This window comes from Eisenbergiella tayi (assembly GCF_001881565.1).
GTDB classification, from domain to species: domain Bacteria; phylum Bacillota; class Clostridia; order Lachnospirales; family Lachnospiraceae; genus Eisenbergiella; species Eisenbergiella tayi.
Map to the genome: position 1 here is coordinate 293,249 of NZ_MPDJ01000001.1, position 21,867 is coordinate 315,115.

Sequence of the window (21,867 nt, forward strand, 5' to 3'; positions counted from 1 at the left end):
CTCTTCCGGGCAGCCTACTCCGTTTTAATCCTCTGTACCAGAGATTCCTTTCCGCAGTAATTCACCGCCCACAGGGAGAAAAATACCTGAATCACCAGAAGCAGGGCTGTGAATATAAAAATGGGCAGGAAGGGAAAATGGAATACCAGCTTCCCGAAGGTTCCCAACTGGTCAAATACCCTGCACAAAATCCAGGCGGCAAGCGTGCCCAAAGTAAGGGTAAGGAACAATGTTCCTGACACATACAGGAAGCATTCCGCTTTCAGCATGGCGGAAAGCTGCTTTCCGCTCATTCCCACAGACTGCAGGATTCCGAATTCCTGACGTCTCGTCACCACATTGGTGAGCAGCGTATTTATCAGATTCAGAAGGCCGAAGATGGCTATGAATCCTACCAGTCCATACAGCGGAAGCTTCATCTGATCCAGCATAACGATCATCTGCCGTCTGAGATCACTCAGAAAGGTGATTTCCACATCATTCCATTCTTCCATCTGACCGATAACAGCCTCTTCTATCTTTTCTTCGTTTTCCTGATCGCCCACCAGCATGAAATGTGTATTAAAATTAGTCACCGTGGACTTTAAAAGGGGCAGACAGGCATCCGGCATATAAAAGAAGGGCACATCGATGCCAAGTCTAAGGCCTCTCAGGACCCCCATCACCTGGAATTCCGCCGTATCGCCGCTGTCTGTCTTTATCTGTATCCTGTCTCCAAGCTTCGCGGTATACCCATAATAACGTCCTATCAAGTTATCCGAATCGGCTATCAGAATGCCATTGTTCTGCACCAGAGTATCGTAATCCATAGTTCCTTCCGTAAGATATCCGCTATAGGCTTCCATCTGCTCTCTGGTAAGTCCGATATTACGGAAAGAAAGCTCCTCCGGATTCGCTCTTGCATAATCGTTCATTTCGGGAAAAATCATATCCGACTTGCAGCCTTTAAATATAAGCACATCCGTTACGCCGTCTATCTGTTTTACTGCCTCAAGCAGCTTTTCATCCAGAGGATTATTCTGCTGTATTCTTGTATAATAATCCGTACGTCCCTCTTCGTCCGTACTGCTGCCGGCATCCGACTGCTCCAGTTCCAGGTGGGCGCAGCCGAGCCCAAAACCGGATCTGGACATGGCATCCGCATCCACAGAACTCAGATATGCGGCGGCGCACATCAGCAGGATACCTGTAAATCCCAGAGAGGTAAGGGTAAGAACCGCTTTTCTTTTATTTCTGGAAAAATTCAGGATGGCCAGGTTTAAAGGTGTCATTTTCCTGCGTTTTCTTTTTCCTGTTTTTCGATTCTCTTCTGCTGCACTGATCCGTACGGCCTCAACAGGAGAAACAGAGGAAGCGATTTTCACCGGCGTACGTATGGAAATCATGACAGCCGCTTCGGTTATCACCCCTATCACTATAACAAAAAGCAGGGATATGGACCATTTCCATCCTTCGGGCACAAGCAGGAAGCCCAGGATGCAGCCCAGCACAAGGCCTGCAGGAATGGCTATTCCCGACAGAAACATGCCTTCCTTCCTCACCAGCCTTCGGATCTGCTTCTTCGTCGTTCCGATAACCCGGAGCCTGCCGTATTCCTGTGTTTTGGCAATGACGGAGATATAGAAAAGGCTGTAAATCACCAGTGATGTGGCTATGACAATGAGGACACAGCAAAACAGGATTGCCAATATTTTTTCTATGGGAAGATCCTCTCCCAGGCTGAAATAAGTGGAACTGTAAAATACCTTATTCTCTGCCACCCCGTTAGCTGCAGCAAATGCCCGGACCTTATCCTTAAGGATTTCCATATTGTCATTTTCCGTATCCTTAAGGCGGATATACATATCGTATCTGGGATTCCCGTCAAAAACAGCCTGCATATAGGCTTCTGAGACTATGACCTTGTATACCCGGGTTTCATTTTCACCCATCAGTACGCCGCTGACCGTATAATCCCTGACACTCCCGTCTCCCAGATCCAACGGGAGTATCTGTCCGGGCACGGCAGGAAGGCCCAGATGTTCCAGGTATGCTTCCTCCACCGCCACCTCTTCCTCTGCCTCCGGCCAGCTACCCGTTATATTCCCGTAGGTCAGCAGGCTTGCCGCCGATTGATCGGCATACTCCACATTCAGGGTATAGTCCTTTATCCGCGGTGTACACAGACCCTTTTTCCTGCCGGAAGCCTCTACCTCCGGCCTTTCCCGGAGCTCCCGGATCTCCTGCTCCGACAGATCATTGAAAACAGTCTGGTACCTCCCCCGCATATATCTATTCACCTTGGTATTTTCCCCGAGTATTTTCAGAGACAGCGTCAGCATGAGGCAGGCACTGAAGGCGATGGTGATAATGAGAAAAAGATTCCTTTTTTTATCCGATTTCAGGCCGTTTGCCGCCAGCCTCCGGATGATGCCCGCATTCAGGTTCTTTAACATACCTACACCTCCGCTTTTCCGACGATTCTGCCGTCTTCAATCCGCACAATCCGATGGGAAAGCTGGGCGATCTCGTTATTATGGGTTATCATCACCACGGTCTGATGGAATTCCTCGCTGGTCATTTTCAAAAGCCCCAGCACATCCGCGCTGGTACGGCTGTCCAGATTTCCTGTAGGCTCATCCGCAAGCACAATGGCGGGCTTGGTAATCAGCGCCCTGGCTATTGCCACCCGCTGCTGCTGTCCGCCTGACAGCTGATTGGGCATGCTGTCCAGCTTTTCCTTCAAAGACAGGATATCCACGATCCGGTCAAACAGCGCCAAATCCACCGCTTCCCCGTCCAGCTCCACAGGCAGCGCAATATTTTCATATACATTTAATATAGGCACAAGATTATAGCTCTGGAATACAAATCCGATATTCCTCCTGCGGAAAATAGTGAGCTGCTCATCATTCATTTCCGCAAGTTCCTTTCCCCGCACCTTTATACTGCCCGAGGTAGGCGTATCCAGGCCGCCCATCATATGAAGCAGGGTAGATTTTCCGCTGCCGCTGGTCCCCACCACCGCCAGGAATTCCCCCTGCTCCACCGACAGATCTACTCCATCCAATGCCTTTGTAAGATTGGTGCCCTGTCCATAATATTTTTTTAAATCCGCTGTCTGCAAAATTGTCATTTCTGCTCCTTCCCTGTTTGCTTATTTGTTTTAATCCGTAACCATTTATAATTCTGAAAGGTTACGTTTTTCATTTGCATTTAGTCTACTATGGAATTGTTGCAGAAAAGTCACAGAAACAGAAAGAAATACCAAAGCTTATCTGAATTCCTTATTTAATAAATAGACGGAAAATACCGAGCCTTCTCCTTCGGAGGAGGTAAGCCTGATATAACCGCCCTGCTGGGAAATGATTTCGCGGGTAAGATACAGCCCTATTCCAAGCCCGGGTATCCCCGCCACCTCTTCCTCTCTGTAAAAACGCCGGAAAACAGCGGCCTGATGTTCTTCCCTGATTCCTTTGCCCGTATCGGAAACATCAATCCGGGTGTACATTTCCTGAGGGACTGCCTCCACCCGGATTTTTCCTCCGGACGGAGTATATTTCACAGCATTATCCAGAAGATTGAATATGGCCTCCGCCGTCCATTTCTTATCGTGGGGAAGCTGCAGTTCCTCCGGACAAATGGCTTCCACCTCTATTTTCTTTGCCTCCGTGGAGAATAAAATGCCTCCCAGGGCTTTCGCCAGCGTTTCATACAGTAACCCTTTTTGTTTATGAAGTGTTATCAGGCCGTTTTCCAGACGGGAAGTCTTTACCAGCGCCTGCATGAGAAAATTCAGCTTCTCCACCTGAGAATTCATAGCCTCAAGGAATTCCCTTCTTTTTTCCGCTGTCATCTCCTGATCCCCTGCTGGCTCCGTCAGCGCCGCTTCGATCATTTTAAGATTGGTCACAGGAGTCCTGACCTGATGGGAGATATCAGAAACCAGGGACTGTAATTTTTTCCTGTCCTCCTGTGTGTTCGTTCTGGCATTATCCATCATCTCATAAAGCCGGCAAAACCTGCCGCCCAGCCTGGACAGAAGCGTTTCCTCCTCCAGGCCGGTTATTTCACGGAACTTCTCCACAGGACATATTTCCTCCTCTTGATTCCATATGCCCTCCATGGTATCCAGCAGTCTTCCGACATCCGCCATAAACCCTTCCAGTTCCTTTTTTTCAAGGAAGTACATCACCGCCGTCCAGACAGCAGCCAAAACAAGAACGCTGCCGCCTGCCGCCAACGCCCCAATCTCCCCTGTAACTGCAAAAAAGCCTCCGACTGCCGCTATGGCCGCCAGAAGCATTCCCGTTCCGATTATTGTTCTGCCCCGCTTCCTGAAGAAGGAGCGTCTTTCAGGTAAAATCTGTCTCTGCAGCATTTTCCCCTGCGATATTTGTCCCTGCATATTCCGTCCGTCTTTCCCTTTCCCGCCTGTCTCAGCCGTCACTCCGCCCGCTTTTTGCATTCCACAGGTATCCCATCCCGTAGACAGTTTTAATATAAGGATGGCTGCCTTCCAGCTTGCCTCTCATCCGGCTGATAACCGTTGTCAGTGTATGTTCATCCACAAAATTCCCCTGATCGTCCCACAATCTTTCCAACAGCTTCTGTCTCGTAAGGACAATTCCCGGATTATGGATAAAAATGCCCAGAAGCCGGTATTCCAGCGGAGTAAACGGAATATCCCTGCCGCAATAGGAAGCGGACATACTCTCCAGGCCGATCCGAAGCGCTTCATCCTCATAACCGTCCTCTGCCCTTTCTTTTGCTGGTGAAATCAGCTGCATAAGCCTTTCCGTCTTTTTCAGGAAAATCTGTATGGAAAAGGGTTTGGTCACATAGTCCGCCGCTCCCAAATCATATCCCTTAAGCACATCCTTTTCCAGATCATTGGCCGTGAGGAAAATCACTGCCGTTTTCCATTCCTGCTGAATCTGTTTACAGAGGGTAAAGCCGTCGCCATCCGGAAGGTTTACGTCCAGAATGACCAAATCATATCTTAAGACCCCCAGCTTTTCCCTGGCCTCTCTGCAGCAGAACGCCGATTCCGTCCCCATTCCCCTTCCCTGCAGATGATAGGCAAGAGTGGTATTCAGCAGTGTATCATCTTCCACTATCAATACCCTATTCATTATTTTGTCCCGCCTGCTGAATCTGCTCTCCTTCCTGCAAAATACGATCCGCTTCTTCCCTGGTCAGATATTTCTGTTCCACCATACATTCCACCACTGTCCGCTGCCTCTGGACCGCCAGCTCCGGCCGGTTGGTCAGTGCGTATACAGAAGGCGCATTGGGAATCCCGGCCAGAAGCGTGCTTTCATAATCATTCATCTGTTCCGGTTCCTTCTCAAAATAACCCTGCGCCGCATCATAGACACAATAATAGCCGCTGCCAAAATAGATGGTATTCACATACAGCTCCAAAATCTCATCCTTCGTATAATTTTTCTCCAGTTCAAAAGCGACAAACAGCTCGGCCACCTTCCTCAGGAACGTTTTTTCCTGGGAAAAATACATGTTTTTTGCCAGCTGCTGCGTAATGGAGCTTCCCCCTTCAGCCAGCTTCTTTTCCTTCAGGTTAATAAATACCGCCCTGCCAGTGGAAATCAAATCAATGCCGCCATGCTTATAGAAACGTTTGTCCTCCACAGCCACCACCGCATTCTTATAAGTATCCGGCAGCTGTGAAAGCGGCGTATATTTGGGTTTGGAACGGATTTCCTCCACCTTATCCGAAAGAGGCTCCCCGTCAATGACTTCCTGATATATCTGATAACCCTGCCAGAGCAGACGCCCGCCTGCCGCACCTGCCCCCAACAGGAGAATAACAATAAGGGTTATTATAAACTTTTTAATAAATCTCATTATGCTGCTCCTTAACCTGTATCCGTCAGTCAAAATCATGGCGGGAATAACACAGACCCGCCTTCAGGCCCGGCCTGAATTATTGAAAAGTATAACACAGAATCCTTATATTTCTTACTAAGGTATTATTAAATTTTTTTAAATTTTCAGGCGCGCTCCAGCGCTCCCATGCCATACATCATGATATTCTCCGCCATCGCCGCAATCTCCTCAGGGCTGCTGACCATACCCTCTGCAAGCCATTTCTGGAGCAGGCCGATACAGCCGGCGCTGACAAATGCATAAAAAAACTCAATCTGCTTAGGAGTTGCCGAGCCGAAATAGCGTGAATAGGTTTCCACACATTTTTCCCTTCCCAGATTAATCAGGCGGAGCGCGAAATCTTTATCCCCATAGTCTCCCAGAGTAACGGTGCAAATATCCGCATTTTCTTTCAGACAGCGGAAAATACCGGTTGTAATTTTTACCGGTGTCAAATCTTCTTTATCCGTTTCCAGAAGAGGTTCCAGCGCTTTTATAAAATCAGCCATCATTTCCTCTTCCATTTTTTCCAACAGGTCATAGATATCCGAATAATGGGAATAAAAGGTTCCTCTGTTGATTCCTGCCGTCTCACAGAGTTCTTTTATTGTTATGCTTTGAATGGGTTTTTCCTTCAGCATATCAGTGAAGGCCTTACGGATAAGCATTTTCGTTACCCGTGTCCTGTAATCCTTCCCCTTCGATTTCATTTGCTGCTCCTGTCTGCGCACCGCAGCGCAATAAAAACATGTAAATATATTAAAATGAATCATAATGCTTCTCTTCTTATCATAGCATATCCGCCGTGATTCAGCCATGCCAATCCTGTGACCGGGTGCAGATAAAAAATATTGGCGCTGCCTCTGCCCTGCCTTCCGCCTGCGTGTCTCCCCTGGCCAGTGCCCGGTGATACCCCGCGGTCCTCCCTGTGCGGCCGCTGCCCTGCAAGGATTCCTGTAAAGGCCGTATAAATACGCCGGTCCTTAGGCTGCGTTCTTTGCAGCCTTAGTACCGCTGCGCATTTATCCGAGCGAGAGCAAAAACGACTAAAAGTCGTTTGCCTGCACAGGAACCTTGCAGGGCAGCGGCCGCACAGGGAGGACCGCGGAGTATCACCGGGCACTGGCCAGGGGAGACACGCAGGCGGAAGGCAGGGCAGAGGCAGCGCCAATATTTTTTATCTGCACCCCTGTGACCTTTCTCCGTGGATTTATCTCGCGGGCTGTGCTAAAATATATAATGTCTCAGCTCCTGCCGGACCGGCGGGCCGTGAAGAATACTGCACGGGAACAGCGGCTCGCTGCTGTGATATTCATGCAGCACTGTGCCAAGCAGGCAAAAGATTTGTATCGTTATAAACAGGAGAGTTATATTATGAACCTTTTATTTACAAGACATGGAGAAACGGACTGGAATGTACAGAAACGGATTCAGGGCAGTACGGATACCGATTTGAATGAAAATGGACGGATACAGGCTGTCCGGCTGGCCCGGCAGCTGGAAACCAACCGGATCAGGCCGGAACGCATTTTTACAAGCCCGCTGAAAAGAGCCTGCCAGACCGCCCGGATCGTATCGGAAAAGCTGAATACGGAATGTATTGTCAGAGACGGGCTGGAAGAAATTAATTTCGGTTTGTGGGAAGGCCTGACCTGGACACAGGTTGAGGAACAGTATCCTGAAGAATTCACCGCATGGTATGAAAACAGAAGATACCAGAAGACACCAATGGGCGAATCCTATCAGGATCTGCTGGACAGACTGCTTCCTTCTCTGCGCAGCCTGGTGGAAGAGGAAGCTGAAGCCGTTGGTTCCGGTTCCTCTTCTCATTCCATAGTGCTGGTTACCCACAGCGCGGTTATTATGTCGCTCATGGCCTATCTGAACAATACGCCTTTTAACCAGATGGTTTCCCATTATAAATTGAATAATACAGGTATTGTCCAGATAAAGGGAGAAAGGCTCCTGACCTGAGCCGGGAGCCTTTCTTCCTTTAGGAAATCAGGAAAATTTCATCTGTCCGGGCCGGTAAGATTTATTCCAAATCAATCTCCAGATCCCGGTAATAATATTTTCGATCCCGTTCTCCGATTTCCCTTATTACTCTGCATGGATTTCCATAGGCCACCACATTGGCGGGAATGCTTCTGGTCACAATACTCCCGGCGCCTATCACCGTATTTTCCCCGATGGTCACTCCCGGCAGTATCACCGTACCTGCGCCTATCCAGACATTGTCTCCTATGGTAACCGGCAGGTTATACTGGGCCTGTCTGTAACGAAGTCCCGGCTCCACGGGATGGCCGGCAGCTGATATGGTTACGTTCGGTGCGAACATGACATGGTTTCCGATGGTTATCTTCACATCATCCACCAGGGTCAGATTGAAATTGGCGTATACATCATCCCCCATATAGGTATTGCATCCCCAGTTAGCATGAAGAGGCGGCTCCACATAGCAGTTTTTGCCGACTCCGCCAAGAAGCTTTTTTAAAAGTTCCGCCCTCTTTTCCCCTTCCGACGGGCGGGTATTATTGAAATCATATAAGATCTCCATATATTCTGCCTGTTCGCTCAACAGGGCCTCGTCTGTGGGAAAATACAGTTTTCCGTTCTGCATCCGTTCCTTTACTTCTTTTAAATCCATACCTTTTCTCCTTCTTATTCATTCACATGAACCCTGCAAAGCTTTTTAAAGAAAGCAATCCCATATTTTATAAATGTGTGATAGCCTTCTGAACGCAGTCCGGCATCATACTGTTTCTCTTCTATCTGCGCCAGCGCCTGGAATGCTTTTTCTTCCAGCTGTCCATAGGAATCTGCTACCTTTGTTTCAATAATAATTGCTATCCCTTCATACGGCGCCGAACGGATAATAATATCGCTTCTCCCCATACCGCTTTCCCGGTTGGATTCGACAATATAACCTTCCATCATTTTAACTAACCCAGCGATAAAACCATGGTAATAATCTTCTTTATAATCAAAGAAACTGACCGTCTCCATCAGACTTTTTGAAAGTTCTCTTTCTATTAACGCAATATCTTTATTCAGCAGCGCCTTGTATAATGCAGAAAAATCTTTCAGACGGATTTGACCGTCAAACCACTCCATAATGGTATTACGGTATATATATTTTACTTCTGCATTAGGAATTGCCAGCGTAATATAGACCGTATCCGCCTGCATATGCTCTCTGACTTTTTTTAAATAACCTGTAAAGAAAAGAAAATTCCAAAGATTATCCTCCGACTCATGTATTTCTTCATAAGTGATATCTTCATGCACTGGTTTTTCAATACATTCTCCCGCAATCAGATTTTCCAGTTCCAATTTTATACTGTTGTCCGCATGCTCAATCATATCTCGTATAATCCCATTAGATGATGTATTTGCCCAATACGGCCGTGGCAGCGAATTGATATTGCTTACAGCCTCGTTCACATAATTAATCATACTCCATGGATTATACACTTCTGTATTTCCAAAGAAATAACCATCATACCATCTCTTCACTTCTTCTTTTTTTTCTTCTATATCATAAAAGTAAAGCATATTCCCGACCTCCGGAACAGTGAAGCCAAAGTGTTCCGAATACCTGCTGCTTAAAACAGATATGATTTCCAGGTTATTCAATCCGGTAAAAATACTTTCTTTACTGATTCTAAGGCAACCTGTTATCACTGCAAATTCCAGGCTGGGATTTGTTTTCAGGGCAGACTCAAACAGCGATCTGATAAAAAACGTCATCTGTTCATAGAATCCGCGGAACCATGCATTTTCCAGCGGCACATCATATTCATCCAATAAAATTATGGCGTTCTTCTGATATACTTTCTGCAGACATTTGGAAAGAAATTTCAAGGCTTTAAAGTTCTCCCATTCGGAAGCTTGTCTTTTAATGAATCTTTCGAACAAGGCCTTCTCGTCTTCACTGAGTTCGTCGCTGTAAAGCACGCTCTTATGTCTGTCAAACTCTAAGGCAAGTTCATCGAGGATGCTGGCATAGGCCATTTCAAAAGATGGCTGTTTCGCCGATTTTAATGACAGGCTTATTACCGGATATTGCCCCATATGGCTGAGATAGGATTCTCCGGCATCCAAAATCTTAAGTCCCCGAAACAGCCTGCTGTTATACCCGGCCTTTCCTTCCACTGTAATTTCTTTTTCAAAATAATACCGAAGCATGCTGAGAGCCAATGTTTTTCCAAAGCGCCGGGGCCTGGTAAACAGCCGTACCTTGCTGCTGTTATCCAGAAGTTCCTTAATAAATAAAGTTTTATCTACATAGTAACAATCTTTTTCGATAATTTCTTTAAAGTCTTCTATTCCGATGGGTAATTTTTTTTTCATAATTATTCTCCTTCGGCAAATACACATAAATTTACAATATTATTTTATCATGTATATTTTGTTTCCGCCACCTGACTCTTCAGACGTCTTATTTTTATTATCCAAAAAAGCTGCCGCAAAAACCCCGAAAGGCTTTTGGACAGCTTTTTTAAAGGAAGCGCATTCACGCTGTTACTCGTCCACACTATAGTTAGGCGCTTCCTTGGTTATATGAATGTCATGGGGATGGCTTTCCTTCAAGGATGCGGCGGAAATCTTGATAAATCTGCCGTTTTCCTTCAATTCATCAACGGTCTGGGTTCCGCAGTAGCCCATGCCGGAACGTAAACCGCCCATCAGCTGGAAGACAGTGTCTTCCACGGTTCCCTTGTATGCCACACGGCCTTCCACACCTTCCGGAACAAGCTTCTTGGCATCGTTCTGGAAATAGCGATCCTTGCTGCCGTTTTCCATGGCAGCGATGGATCCCATGCCGCGGTATACTTTATATTTACGTCCCTGATACAGTTCAAAGGTTCCCGGGCTTTCATCGCAGCCTGCAAAGATACTGCCCATCATACAAACACTGCCTCCGGCAGCGATGGCCTTCGTCATATCTCCGGAATATTTAATTCCGCCGTCTGCAATAATCGGAATGCCATATTCCTTTGCTACTGCATAGCAGTCCATAATGGCTGTAACCTGAGGGACACCGATACCGGCAACCACGCGGGTTGTACAGATGGATCCGGGGCCGATGCCAACCTTAACCGCATCCGCTCCTGCCTCTATCAGATCTCTTGTAGCGGCGCCTGTCGCCACATTTCCTGCGATCACCTGCAGATCGGGATATTTCTCTTTGATCATGCGCAGGCATCTGAGTACGTTCTCGGAATGTCCATGGGCGGAATCCAGTACAACAACATCAACCTTTGCATCCACCAGGGCGCCTACGCGATCCAGTACATTAGCGGTAATACCCACGCCTGCGCCGCACAGAAGGCGTCCCTGCTCATCCTTTGCGGAAAGCGGGTACTTAATGGTTTTTTCAATATCCTTAATGGTGATCAGGCCCACCAGATTAAAATTGTCATCAACAATAGGGAGTTTTTCTTTTCTGGCTTTGGCAAGGATTTTCTTTGCTTCATCCAGAGTGATTCCTTCCTTGGCTGTAATCAGTCCTTCGGAAGTCATAGATTCTTTGATTTTCTTGGAAAAATCAGTCTCGAATTTAAGATCGCGGTTGGTTATGATGCCAACCAACTTACGTCCCTCAGTAATCGGGACACCGGAAATACGGAATTTCGCCATCAGATTATCTGCATCCTCAAGCGTATGTTCAGGGGAAAGAGAGAACGGATCGGTGATAACTCCATTTTCTGAACGCTTAACTTTATCAACTTCCTCTGCCTGCGCTTCGATAGACATATTCTTGTGGATAATGCCAATACCGCCCTGCCTTGCCATGGCAATTGCCATTCTGTGTTCAGTTACGGTATCCATTCCTGCACTCATCATCGGAATGTTCAGTTTGATTTTCTTCGTCAGCCAGGTTGTCAAGTCAACCTGGTTCGGAATTACCTGGGAATATGCCGGAACAAGCAGCACATCGTCAAAGGTAATGCCGTCACCAATAATCTGACCCATTTCTTCTCCTCCTGTTTTCATTTGAATGATTGGATTTCTGTCCGTGGGGAACGGACAAAGTTCAAAAAAATGTGAATATAAAACTGCCAGTAAGCTTACTGACAGTTTTGTGTTTTGAAAAGTGTACCAGACTTACGGACACTTGTCAATCCGTAAAAACTTTTCTTGGTGCAACTGATTTAATTGCCGTAACCATGGCGGCATTGGGTTCGAAAATAACTCTCTTCTCTCCATTATATATCATGCAGTAACGGATGTCGGGCTGCTGTTCCACACCGCTGCTGTAATTAACCTCTTTCAGCTGCCTGTTTTTATAATCATCCAGATGCCATGATTTGATGGGGGCCAGAATCTCCATTCTTTCCATATCGAAGGTTTCCACCTTCTTACGTCTGGTCCTCGCCATAATCTTATCCACCGTGAGCTGCTTGTCCACATACAGATATTCATACTCCAGATTGGCATTCAGATTGACAAAATATGCGCCTACACCTGCAACCACCGCAATAATCAGGAAAACAATAAGTCCCATGATTCCCAGCAGTCCGGTAACCGCAGCAATACCAATCAATAATATCTTGAGAGCCGTCATCGCCCCGCTCGGTTTTTTCTGAACCATACATTCAACATAAGTCTCCATTATACATTCCACCCTTTCAGCCAGACAGTTTACCCGCCGCTATCTTAGGATATATGATATTACAAAATCCGGTAACATGCAAGTAAGAATCCCTTCAAAACCTGTGTTTCGCCAAAAATTCACAAGGATTTTAGAAAAATTTTAGAGGTTGTCCCAAACGCTTCATTGACATCATTTAAACAACCGATTATCATAGTAAAAAGGACTAAAGAGCTGTACGACAGCAGAAGTGAGGATAATTATGGCAGATGGAAATTCCGTTTCAGATGAAATCAAAGCCCAGCACAAAAAACTGGCCGGAAAAACACCCAAGGAAAAATTTCAGTACTTTTGGGAATATTACAGGATTCCGACCCTGGTAACCATTTTGGTTGCTGCCTTCGCGGCCAACCTGATTTATACCATTGTCACAGCCAAGGACAGTGCGCTTTCCGTATTATTTATCAATGGCTATTCCGAGATGGATACAGAAGCTTTCATGAGTGGTTTTGATGAATATGCGCAGATTGATACCAAGGAATACTCCACCTCCCTGGAAATGAATTTCACCATACAGGAGGAGGCAACGGATCAGTATACCATGGCTAATGTGCAGAAGCTTATGGCTCTGGTTGCCGCCAAAGAACTTGATGTCATTATGGCTGATACTTCAACCTTCACCAATTATGCGGAGCCCGGATATTTCTGCAATCTGAATGAGGTGCTGCCTCAGGAGCTTATCGATAAGTATCAGGACCGCTTCTTCTATTATGATATTCCGGATGATGATCAGGGAGAGGTTCCCATCGGCATCCAGTTTGCGGATGCACCCAAAGTGGTGGAGACAGGTGCTTATGCCGTAACCAATGACGCTTTATTCGGAATTGTTGTCAACTCGGAGCATGTGGATAATGCAGTCAAATTCCTGGAATACATGAATATGGAATAGAACAAAAAATTCCGGGCTGCTGAATTGTACCCTTGTATAAATGAATGCGCAGGAAAGGACACCGTTTTTAACGGTGTCCTTTCCGATCCAACCCGGTTTCCCTGCCCCGGTTAATTATGCATTCTGCCAGTCATTGTTCTGATGGAACAGGAGATTGCCGGCCGTACCTTCCTCTTCTGTTGCAGGATAAATCTCATAACGGACAGAAATCTTTCCCCGCAGCCCGTAGCTTAAAAAGCAGTTGGTGATACGGCTCTGGGTTATGGCACAGTTTTCCTGCTTGATCCCTACAAGAAGTACAAGGAACTGATTGTTTCCATAGCGTGTAAAGGAATCTCCCCTGCGCAGCGCGGAACGGATAGCGCTCTTGAGCTTATCCATGTAATTGCCGAGCCTGGCCTCCTCCGTCAGAGGCACATCCTCGCTGTCCACAAGGGTACAAAGCATAAGGAAAGCGGGCTGTCCGCTGCGTTCCGACATCCGGCAGACAATGTGGTAGCAGTCCACAAAGCCGGGATAGCTGCAGAAATAAGCGCCGTTATTGTTTTCCCCTTCCTGCAGGCCATGTTTGATATCGCTGATCACCGATGCATTGTAATGGATTTTATCCCTCATCTGACGGAACCTGTCCAGCATTTCCTCAGAGGGCTCCAGACCCAGTTCCTCAAAATAGAAAGCAGCCGCTGTCTCATATATCTCCATGGCTTCCTTGTATCTTCCCAAAGCCATAAGACAGTCAATCTGCATCAGATAATATTCTTCGAAATAGTAAATACTGCTGGCCTGGCTGCTCAGCTCCAGAAGCTCCGCAAACTGTCCGTTTTCCTTCAGGAGAACCGCCGCTTCATTAATGCAGTCCACATACAGCTTCTGATACTTACAGCTTTCAATGGCCACCCATTCTTCTCCCGCCAGTTCCGGAAGGAATTCCCCACGGTACATCCGGCAGGCTTCCTTCAGCAGCTCCATTTTGATTTCCGGATTTTCTTCCTTCAATGCAGCTTCCGCCGTCGTATTAAAATGGTCCGTATCCCGTTCCAACGGAACCGCCGTGTAATTCCACCGGTATACCCCTTCCTGGAACCAGATACAATCATCATTTTCAAAGCATTTCAGTTTCTGGATATATTTTCGGAGCCGGTAAATATTTACCCTCAGCGTCGCTCCCGCATCCTCCAAATCCTCTCTTCCGTATAGGCGGTCAATCAACTCCCCCCTGGAAATTCCCTCTCTTCCTGCGTACAAAAGAATCTGGAACAGCTGCATCATTTTGGATGTTCCTGAATAATTATTGGGCACCGGCTTATTCCCATAAACAAGGGAAAAGCCTCCCAGCATGTTTACTTTTAAAATCGTTTTGTCTTCCAACCTTCTATTCATTCTTCCGTCCGCACTCCATTTCTTATGTATCCCTTTACATCAATTTCCTTCCGTCACCAATTTGAGTCATGCCCTTGTCCGCCGACTGAAGCGGACGGATATTGGAACCGATATACACGGAATGCTCCTTCGCCTCCCCGGAATAATTATTCCGGATCCGTTCCACGACCTTCCATGCATTTTCCAGACTGGTTCCCATAACCATAAGAAGGAACTGACAGCTGCTGTATTGAGTGTATACGTCCCCGCTTCTCAAAGAACGCCTGATGGCCTCTCCCAGGCCCGTCATCAAGTGCTCCTGATCCTGAAGCGTCACATATTCTTTCTTGTCATCCACCAAAGTCAGCAAGACCGTATAGGCGCTGGAAGGCACACGCATCAGTCCCCGTTCCACAAACCGGTAAAGACGTTTAAAGGTTTGATAATCCTGGCAGTAAGCCCCCTGAGGCCTGCCTTTTTCTCTCAGATCCATCCAGATAAGTTCCATATCACGGTCTATCCCGGTATCCTCGGCGCCCTTACTTTCCGCAGCAGCGACAGGCCGGGATTCATTATGCAGCTCTCTGTAATAATAGACAGCTGACTTTCCGCTCTTTTTTCCCTGCATCAACGCAAAATCAGCCCGGCTGAACATGGATGAATAGGTATCCTTATCCTGATAGGCAGACAGGCCGATCGTTGCGGAAAAACGGTCTTTTACACCCATTTTCCGTCCCATTGCCTCCATCCGCCTGATAAGTTCCTTTCCCTTTTCTATGGCTTTTCCGGCATCCCATTCCTTAACGGTAAAAATGACAAACTCATCCCCGCCGAACCGGCCAACCAGATTCTCTCCGCCGAAAATTTCTTTCATAAGCGCCGCAAGTCCGCGAAGTACATCGTCTCCGAACAAATGGCCGTATTGGTCGTTGATCTTTTTAAAGCCATCTACGTCAACCACCATAAAATTGCCCCCGGCATTTTTCTGCAGCCTGTCATTTATGAGCCTTTCGCCTGCCAACCGGTTATACAACCCTGTAAGGCCATCCACCTCGCTTAAAATTTTAAGCCGGGAATTCTCTTCCTGAAGTTTTTTCAGTTCCTTCTCTATAGGGTCTATAAGCATTTACATTCCCCCTTAAAACTGTCAAGTTTTTACCGGCAAAAAAATTTCAATATATCTTAAAAATATCACAGTGGTACTAATAAATCAAGGTTTGAGACACGAATGTCATAATTTATTATATATGAATTTGAATGGGCATAATCAAAAATCCGACTTTGCATATCAAAAAAACGGCTTTCTTTCCTATATTGCTGTTACTTAACGTTCCTTCCATTATAATAAGCTTAGCAATACCGCAATTCACTTTTATTAAAGGAGGGTTACCATGCAGCACTATCAGAATTTTAAAATTGCTTCTTATGTGAGAGGCGAGTTTCTGGCACAGACAGATTTATCCGAAATCCAGAAAGGGATTGATTTTTTCAAACAATATCTGGGGTTAGACAAGGTCTATCTGGATACACACCGGGAAATCTATGATGTGCCGAAAGACAAGCTTCAGAAAATCAAAAAAATGTTCCAGGAAGCCGGAATCCAAATCAGCGGGGCCATCACATCAACGGTCCGTTTATCTGACGACCACAAAACCCGTATTTTTGATACCTTCTGCTTTACCGACCCGGCTTACAGGAATAAATTTCTCGAAGTTGTCAGATATACGGCTTCTGAATTCGATGAGATCATACTGGATGATTTCTTCTTTACCTCCTGCCGCTGTGAAGACTGCATCAAAGAAAAGGGACAGCGGACCTGGGCGGACTTCCGTCTGAAGCAGATGGCGGATTTTTCGGAAGAAATGGTCCGGACGGCAAAAGAAGTAAATCCCAAATGCTTTTTTTTCATTAAATATCCCAACTGGTATGAATCCTATCAGGAATGCGGCTATAATCCCCGCGTGCAAAAGGATATTTTCGACGGCATTTATACCGGTACGGAATCCAGACATCCCAAATACAGCCAGCAGCATCTGCAGCGGTATCTGAGCTACAGCATGATCCGGCTGATGGAAAATACAGCTCCCGGAAAAAACGGAGGCGGCTGGATCGATCAGGGAGACAGTGAAGCCAATATCAATATCTGGCTGGAGCAGGCGATTCTCACATTGCTTGCCGGCGCCAAAGAGCTCACTCTGTTCAGCTTTTCCGAGCTCACGGATTCTCAGGTGATTCCGCCCCTCGGCCATCAGCTTACGCGGATTGACAATCTGCTTACACAGCTGGGAACCCCTTATGGCCTTCCTGTTTATGAGCCTTATGATGCGGATGGTGAGGATCAGCTGATGAATTATCTGGGTATGACCGGACTTCCTCTGGAACCCATGCCCTGTTTCCCGGATTCCGAGCCTTTCGTCCTGCTGACCGCAAGCGCAGCATGTGACCGGGCTATTGTTGAAAAGCTGAAAACATATGTTGCTGCCGGAAATACAGCTGTTGTTACAAGCGGATTCCTGAAGGCCTGTGAAGCAAAGGGTATCCGGGAAATGACTTCTCTTTCCTTTACCGGACGCAAGGCAGCCGGCAGGGAATACTGGGCGGATGTATTCCAGGCAGGTCCTCCGGCGGCTTACGAAGGCGCTGAGCCTATCCGTGCCGACGTGCTCCAGTATAAGACAAACGCCACCTGGTGTGATTTGGCATTTGTTTCGGAATACAGCAATTTCCCGCTTCTCACCCGTGATTTTTACGGAAAAGGGCAGCTGCTTGTCCTGACCATACCGGATGATTTCAGCGACCTGTACCGGATTCCCGGAACCGTAAACAAGCTTATACATCAGGTATTTTCCGCAAAGCTTCCGGTATACCTGGACATGCAGCCCAGATGCAATCTGTTCCTGTATGACAATGATACCTTCGGTGTTTTATCCTATCATAATTCGCCTTCCGAGGCCGGTATTATACTGAACGATCCCACTCTCACAGGCATCTGTGATCTGGAAAACGGACAGGAATACTATCCGGTACCGGGCGCCAAGGGAGAACGGCAGATACGGATATCCATGTGCAATGGTACCTATCGATTCTTTCGGCTTCTGCGCTCCAAAAAATAAGTATTATTTTAAAAATAGCAGAAAAGAATCCGTTCCCTGGTCTTTCCTCCAACCAGGGAACGGATTTTTTATCCTTCAACTCTATTCTATTTTTACTCAGCCTGCGTTCAGCACTTCCTGTACCGCCACCTTTGCATCTTCAAAATTCTTCCAGTCAAATTCCAGTACCTTCTGGTATCCGAAGCCGTCCAGCTTATCCTTCATTTCCTGCCATAACTGACGGAATTCATCGTCATTGGAAGCATAGATAGCTTTCCAGCTGTATTCCGTAAGAATTTGGTTGCATTCGGAACGGATGGTCTTAATATCCGAAGGATCGGCAGGCTCGCGGAAGGAATTTCCGGGGAAAGGATGAATCATATCCTTTGCTTCCAGATAATCCAGAGGCCATTCATAACCATAAACCTCCGTCCACTCATCATGGATCTTATTCCTGTTTTCCTCTATCGTGCTGGACCAGGAACCGGTATCATAGGTTTCCCTGTATTTGGGATGAAGATCCATCTGATAATCAATGGAGGTAACGAGCTTGTTGCTTCCGTCTCCGTAATTTCCGCCGCCCCATTCCTCAGGTACGGGCACATTCTGTACGCTGCCGCCCTGAAGCGCGCTCTTTCCATATTCTGTAAGACAAGGCCTTCCGTCCTTTTCTTCCCATGTCAGTCCTTCCGGTCCCGCATAGGTCAGCATATTCGCTTCCGGCGTTGACAGCCACTCAAAGAATTCAAATACACGCTCCGGGTCTTTCACATTGCTTCCCATCGCCACAGCGCCGCCCTGACCGTAAGGAGAATATCCAAGGGGTGCATAATTCATATCTCCTACCGGTACAAAGCCCTGGCCTTTTCCTTCCGCCACATGTTCAGGCGTATTGTATTCCGTAATCGGGAAAGGAGAACTGAATGCAGCGCCGTCTTTTACCTTCGCAGTCAGCTCATCAAAGCTCTGCGTGCTGGAATCCGGATCAAGGATACCCATCTGGTTAGCCTTGTAAAACATTTCAATCACTTTATAGTACATACCGTCTTCATCTTCCAGCGTGAAGCTTTTGCTGGCATCGGAATTGAACAGGATATAGCCTGTGGAACCGCCGTAGCCATACATAATGCAGTACTTGCTGGCTGTTGCAAGCCATTTTCCGTCCCAGTCAGGGAACAGGGAAAAAGCATATGCCGGCTTTCCGGAATCACTCAGCGGATGATTATCCTGCATTTGCTTGGAAACCTTCAGCATGTCATCCATATTCTTAATTTCCGGGCAGCCCAGTTCATAATAATAGTCCCATCTGGTATAAAATCCGTTTTCCGGCGCATTGTATCTCATCTGGGAGCAGTCCGTAGGTTTTGCTTCCGTGGATGCGTTCGTAGGGAATGCATAGATAGCGTCCCCTGTCCCAAAATAATCGGAAAGGGATTTTGCTCCGGTCTCAAACCGTTTCAGCGACTCGCTGTTACCCGCCAGCTCCGTAATGTCCATTATGAGCCCGGAATCCACGCAATCCTTCATCTGTTCCGCACTCAAATGAATGATATCCCCCAGTTCTCCTGCCGCAGCCCTTGTCTGGTATACTGCGTCTCCTGAAATATTCGGTGCGATAATATTGATTTCCAGGTTAAACTTATCCTTAACTATTTTGGCAAACCAGCCGCTCTGGATTCCCTGATAGTTGGCATCCTTCGTGAAGAAATCAATGGTCAGCGTATCCGCATATTTGCTTTCTCCCGACTGGGTACTTTCTGCGGCTGCGCTGTTCCCTTCTTCTGAAGCGGATACAGCCGTATTTTTCTCCGTCTCGCTCACAGCCGGCGTATCCGCCTTACCGCCCCCGCAGCCTGCCAGGGATGCGGCCATAACGGCCGTAAGCGTCCAGGCAGCTGCTTTCTTAATGTTTTTATGAAACCCTTTTTTTATCATCTCTTCCCCCTCTTTTCTATAAAAGAAACCGGTTAACTGATATCCGAATACTGTATCTCCACTTCCCTCCCCAGGGCGGCGGATCTTACAATGGCATCTATAATCGCCTGATTATACAGGATTTGTTCCGAAGGGACAGGTGCCCTGCCTCCGGTCTGTATGGCATCTATAAAGGCTCTCAGCTTGCTGTAAAATACACCGTGGCTGTTATATTCCCCGTCACACAGAGGTATTTCCATCTCCACCTGTGCGCCCGCCACATCCTTATACAGCTTCATGGGGCCTCCCACGGATCCGTTCCAGCACTCGGTGGAAGGAATGCGCAGCGCGCCTTCTGTTCCCATAATTATGGTATCCCCGGGCGTATCGATATGCATGGCCCATGCAATACGGAAATCCAGGACAATATCTCCCTCCAGCCGGACAAAGGCCGCTGCGAAATCATCCACATCAAATCTGGCCGCATCCTTCGGATTGTTATATTTCGGATTGGGTCCGAAATAGCTGGAGGTATAGCCGCTCACTGTCAGCGGTTTGGGATAGCCGACGGCATTTAATACCATATCCAGGGAATAGCAGCCGATATCTCCCAGCGCTCCGATTCCCGCGGTACTCTTTTCAATAAAAGTACTGTTGGGAATCCCCCTTCTGCGGCCCCCTCCGGTCTGGATATAATAAATTTTCCCAAGCTCTCCGGAATCCACAATTTTCTTAATCATTTTCATGTTTTCATCCAGACGGGGCTGGAAGCCCAGCGTAAGGACCCTGCCGCTCTTCTTTTCCGCCCGGATGATATCTTCCGCTTCCTTCTGCGTGACGCACATGGGTTTTTCCAGGATTACATGAATCCCTTTTTCCAGGGCGTCAATCGTACATTCCGCATGTGTGGTATTATATGTACAGACGCATACCGCATCCAGCTTTTCCTTTTCCATCATGGACTTGTGATCCGGGTAGCAATGCACCCCTTCCAGTCCATAACGCTTGAAAAATGCTTCCGCCTTACCGGGAATCAAATCTGCCCCTGCGGCGATTTCCACATCTTCCATTTCCTTCAGACATTCCACATGGGACTCTGCAATCCATCCGGTCCCGATAATCCCGAACCTTAATTTCCTGTCATATACCTTTTTCACTTCTCTTTCAGGAGGAGTAAACTGGCTTAAAACTGCATCGGACATTTTTGTTCCTCCTTACAGTGTTCTCAGATAATCGATACTGAGCTTTGCACATTCCATGGAAGTCTTACCCATAGACGGAGCATCCTGCTCCACTACCACCCACTCAGCGCCCGCATCGGCAGACGCATCCAGGACCGAAGGAATATCCTGTAATCCCAAACCTACCGGACGGAATTCAAAATTGCCCTCATTCCTTGCATTCTGTTTTTCTTCCTTACCAAGCAGCTGATACATCTGCTCCGGCTTATCGCCCTTGAGCATAAAATCCTTCAGATGTACAACCGGCGCTCTGCCCGCGTATTTTCTGATATAAGCGGCCGGATCCTCCCCGCTGATATTTACCCAGCAGATATCCAGTTCAGTCTCCAGAAGCGACGCAGGGACCTCACGATACAGGACATCCAGCGCATACTCACCATCAATGAGCGCGAACTCAAAATCGTGGTTATGATATAAGAGCGTCATTCCCTTTTTCTTCGCCGCCTCGCCAAGAACCTTTGCCCCTTCTATCAAATCCTTAAATCCTTCATGCCCCGGACGGTATTCATCCGATACATAAGGAATCGCCACATACCGGCAGCCCAGCATGGCATAATCACTCAATACCCCCTCCGGATCCTCAAGCATGTCCGTAAAAGAAACATGAGCGGAAACAGCCTGAATCCCCACCCGATCCAGAATCTCTTTTACCTCTGCCGCCGTATGGTCATACAGACCGGCCAGCTCCACGCCGTCATATCCCAGCTCTTTGACCTGCTTAAGTCCCCCTTCCAGGTTCTTTTCCAGCAGATCCCTGACGGAATACAACTGCAATGCAATAGGAAATTTCATAATACTCCTTTCCGCATACCTTCCCGGTATACAAGACGCCTGTTAAGGCTTTTT

At 47.2% G+C, this 21,867-nt stretch carries 18 protein-coding genes; 3 read left to right on the forward strand and 15 right to left on the reverse strand.

The annotated features are described in order from the left end of the window. Positions 1 to 14: 14 nt before the first annotated feature. From BLA28_RS01205 to BLA28_RS01230, 6 genes are all read right to left on the reverse strand, one after another. Positions 15 to 2,435, reverse strand: a complete 2,421-nt coding sequence (locus BLA28_RS01205; RefSeq protein WP_069155722.1) for an ABC transporter permease — start codon at positions 2,433 to 2,435, stop codon at positions 15 to 17. A gap of 2 nt (positions 2,436 to 2,437) precedes the next feature. Next, positions 2,438 to 3,115 carry an ABC transporter ATP-binding protein gene (locus BLA28_RS01210; protein ID WP_009254425.1) on the reverse strand — a complete coding sequence of 226 codons (678 nt, stop codon included), beginning with the start codon at positions 3,113 to 3,115 and terminating at the stop codon, positions 2,438 to 2,440. A gap of 138 nt (positions 3,116 to 3,253) precedes the next feature. After that, a complete protein-coding gene (locus tag BLA28_RS01215; protein ID WP_069156556.1) occupies positions 3,254 to 4,357 on the reverse strand; it encodes a sensor histidine kinase in 1,104 nt (367 codons plus the stop codon). A 61-nt stretch (positions 4,358 to 4,418) separates the two neighbouring features. Then, positions 4,419 to 5,114, reverse strand: a complete 696-nt coding sequence (locus tag BLA28_RS01220; protein WP_069155723.1) for a response regulator transcription factor — start codon at positions 5,112 to 5,114, stop codon at positions 4,419 to 4,421. After that, complete coding sequence (locus BLA28_RS01225) at positions 5,107 to 5,847, reverse strand: transglycosylase domain-containing protein (RefSeq protein ID WP_069155724.1); 741 nt, start codon at positions 5,845 to 5,847, stop codon at positions 5,107 to 5,109. Before BLA28_RS01225 ends, BLA28_RS01220 begins: the two co-directional genes overlap by 8 nt. Positions 5,848 to 5,993: 146 nt before the next feature. After that, the gene (locus tag BLA28_RS01230) at positions 5,994 to 6,578 is read right to left on the reverse strand and encodes a TetR/AcrR family transcriptional regulator (RefSeq protein WP_009254430.1); all 585 of its coding nucleotides are present in this window, start codon (positions 6,576 to 6,578) and stop codon (positions 5,994 to 5,996) included. Between the two features lie 664 nt (positions 6,579 to 7,242). Here BLA28_RS01230 and BLA28_RS01235 point away from each other — a divergent pair. Next, on the forward strand, positions 7,243 to 7,842 hold the full coding sequence (locus tag BLA28_RS01235) for a histidine phosphatase family protein (RefSeq protein WP_069156557.1): 600 nt from the start codon (positions 7,243 to 7,245) through the stop codon (positions 7,840 to 7,842). Positions 7,843 to 7,903: 61 nt separating this feature from the next. On the opposite strand, the gene BLA28_RS01240 is transcribed toward BLA28_RS01235, so the two are convergent. The 4 genes from BLA28_RS01240 to BLA28_RS01255 all read right to left on the reverse strand — a co-directional run bounded on the left by BLA28_RS01240 (position 7,904) and on the right by BLA28_RS01255 (position 12,487). Continuing rightward, positions 7,904 to 8,515 carry a sugar O-acetyltransferase gene (locus BLA28_RS01240; RefSeq protein WP_069155725.1) on the reverse strand — a complete coding sequence of 204 codons (612 nt, stop codon included), beginning with the start codon at positions 8,513 to 8,515 and terminating at the stop codon, positions 7,904 to 7,906. 14 nt (positions 8,516 to 8,529) lie between these two features. Then, complete coding sequence (locus BLA28_RS01245) at positions 8,530 to 10,221, reverse strand: AAA family ATPase (RefSeq protein ID WP_069155726.1); 1,692 nt, start codon at positions 10,219 to 10,221, stop codon at positions 8,530 to 8,532. 171 nt (positions 10,222 to 10,392) lie between these two features. Next, positions 10,393 to 11,847, reverse strand: a complete 1,455-nt coding sequence (guaB, locus tag BLA28_RS01250; protein WP_009254436.1) for an IMP dehydrogenase — start codon at positions 11,845 to 11,847, stop codon at positions 10,393 to 10,395. Between the two features lie 145 nt (positions 11,848 to 11,992). Further along, positions 11,993 to 12,487: a DUF6106 family protein gene (locus BLA28_RS01255; RefSeq protein WP_009254437.1), complete on the reverse strand. Its 495-nt coding sequence runs from the start codon at positions 12,485 to 12,487 to the stop codon at positions 11,993 to 11,995. A 241-nt stretch (positions 12,488 to 12,728) separates the two neighbouring features. On the opposite strand from BLA28_RS01255, the gene BLA28_RS01260 reads away from it, so the two are divergent. Continuing rightward, a complete protein-coding gene (locus tag BLA28_RS01260; RefSeq protein ID WP_069155727.1) occupies positions 12,729 to 13,415 on the forward strand; it encodes a hypothetical protein in 687 nt (228 codons plus the stop codon). Positions 13,416 to 13,529: 114 nt separating this feature from the next. Here the strand turns inward: BLA28_RS01260 and BLA28_RS01265 are convergent, their stop codons facing one another. Next, positions 13,530 to 14,795 carry an AfsR/SARP family transcriptional regulator gene (locus BLA28_RS01265; protein WP_009254439.1) on the reverse strand — a complete coding sequence of 422 codons (1,266 nt, stop codon included), beginning with the start codon at positions 14,793 to 14,795 and terminating at the stop codon, positions 13,530 to 13,532. A gap of 34 nt (positions 14,796 to 14,829) precedes the next feature. Continuing rightward, entirely contained in the window at positions 14,830 to 15,900 is a 1,071-nt protein-coding gene (locus tag BLA28_RS01270) for a diguanylate cyclase (RefSeq protein ID WP_069152104.1), read from the reverse strand. Positions 15,901 to 16,165: 265 nt separating this feature from the next. Between BLA28_RS01270 and BLA28_RS01275 the strand changes: the two genes are divergently transcribed. After that, positions 16,166 to 17,887: a hypothetical protein gene (locus BLA28_RS01275; protein ID WP_069155728.1), complete on the forward strand. Its 1,722-nt coding sequence runs from the start codon at positions 16,166 to 16,168 to the stop codon at positions 17,885 to 17,887. Positions 17,888 to 17,983: 96 nt separating this feature from the next. Here BLA28_RS01275 and BLA28_RS01280 read toward each other — a convergent pair whose 3' ends face one another. The 3 genes from BLA28_RS01280 to BLA28_RS01290 are packed head-to-tail and all read right to left on the reverse strand — an operon-like array spanning position 17,984 to position 21,813. After that, positions 17,984 to 19,801: an extracellular solute-binding protein gene (locus BLA28_RS01280; protein ID WP_069155729.1), complete on the reverse strand. Its 1,818-nt coding sequence runs from the start codon at positions 19,799 to 19,801 to the stop codon at positions 17,984 to 17,986. Between the two features lie 32 nt (positions 19,802 to 19,833). Then, positions 19,834 to 20,982 (reverse strand): Gfo/Idh/MocA family protein, encoded by a 1,149-nt coding sequence (locus BLA28_RS01285; protein WP_081329792.1) that lies wholly within the window; start codon positions 20,980 to 20,982, stop codon positions 19,834 to 19,836. Between the two features lie 12 nt (positions 20,983 to 20,994). Further along, positions 20,995 to 21,813, reverse strand: a complete 819-nt coding sequence (locus BLA28_RS01290; RefSeq protein WP_069155730.1) for a sugar phosphate isomerase/epimerase family protein — start codon at positions 21,811 to 21,813, stop codon at positions 20,995 to 20,997. Between the last annotated feature and the right edge of the window lie 54 nt (positions 21,814 to 21,867).

What these genes read in the sequence shown, in the direction of transcription:
- BLA28_RS01205 (WP_069155722.1), bottom strand. Translation starts at nt 2,435, where the DNA reads ATGTTAAAGAACCTGAATGCGGGCATCATCCGGAGGCTGGCGGCAAAC.
- BLA28_RS01210 (WP_009254425.1), bottom strand. Translation starts at nt 3,115, where the DNA reads ATGACAATTTTGCAGACAGCGGATTTAAAAAAATATTATGGACAGGGC.
- BLA28_RS01220 (WP_069155723.1), bottom strand. Translation starts at nt 5,114, where the DNA reads ATGAATAGGGTATTGATAGTGGAAGATGATACACTGCTGAATACCACT.
- BLA28_RS01225 (WP_069155724.1), bottom strand. Translation starts at nt 5,847, where the DNA reads ATGAGATTTATTAAAAAGTTTATAATAACCCTTATTGTTATTCTCCTG.
- BLA28_RS01230 (WP_009254430.1), bottom strand. Translation starts at nt 6,578, where the DNA reads ATGAAATCGAAGGGGAAGGATTACAGGACACGGGTAACGAAAATGCTT.
- BLA28_RS01235 (WP_069156557.1), top strand. Translation starts at nt 7,243, where the DNA reads ATGAACCTTTTATTTACAAGACATGGAGAAACGGACTGGAATGTACAG.
- BLA28_RS01240 (WP_069155725.1), bottom strand. Translation starts at nt 8,515, where the DNA reads ATGGATTTAAAAGAAGTAAAGGAACGGATGCAGAACGGAAAACTGTAT.
- BLA28_RS01245 (WP_069155726.1), bottom strand. Translation starts at nt 10,221, where the DNA reads ATGAAAAAAAAATTACCCATCGGAATAGAAGACTTTAAAGAAATTATC.
- guaB (WP_009254436.1), bottom strand. Translation starts at nt 11,847, where the DNA reads ATGGGTCAGATTATTGGTGACGGCATTACCTTTGACGATGTGCTGCTT.
- BLA28_RS01255 (WP_009254437.1), bottom strand. Translation starts at nt 12,487, where the DNA reads ATGGAGACTTATGTTGAATGTATGGTTCAGAAAAAACCGAGCGGGGCG.
- BLA28_RS01260 (WP_069155727.1), top strand. Translation starts at nt 12,729, where the DNA reads ATGGCAGATGGAAATTCCGTTTCAGATGAAATCAAAGCCCAGCACAAA.
- BLA28_RS01265 (WP_009254439.1), bottom strand. Translation starts at nt 14,795, where the DNA reads ATGAATAGAAGGTTGGAAGACAAAACGATTTTAAAAGTAAACATGCTG.
- BLA28_RS01270 (WP_069152104.1), bottom strand. Translation starts at nt 15,900, where the DNA reads ATGCTTATAGACCCTATAGAGAAGGAACTGAAAAAACTTCAGGAAGAG.
- BLA28_RS01275 (WP_069155728.1), top strand. Translation starts at nt 16,166, where the DNA reads ATGCAGCACTATCAGAATTTTAAAATTGCTTCTTATGTGAGAGGCGAG.
- BLA28_RS01280 (WP_069155729.1), bottom strand. Translation starts at nt 19,801, where the DNA reads ATGATAAAAAAAGGGTTTCATAAAAACATTAAGAAAGCAGCTGCCTGG.
- BLA28_RS01285 (WP_081329792.1), bottom strand. Translation starts at nt 20,982, where the DNA reads ATGTCCGATGCAGTTTTAAGCCAGTTTACTCCTCCTGAAAGAGAAGTG.
- BLA28_RS01290 (WP_069155730.1), bottom strand. Translation starts at nt 21,813, where the DNA reads ATGAAATTTCCTATTGCATTGCAGTTGTATTCCGTCAGGGATCTGCTG.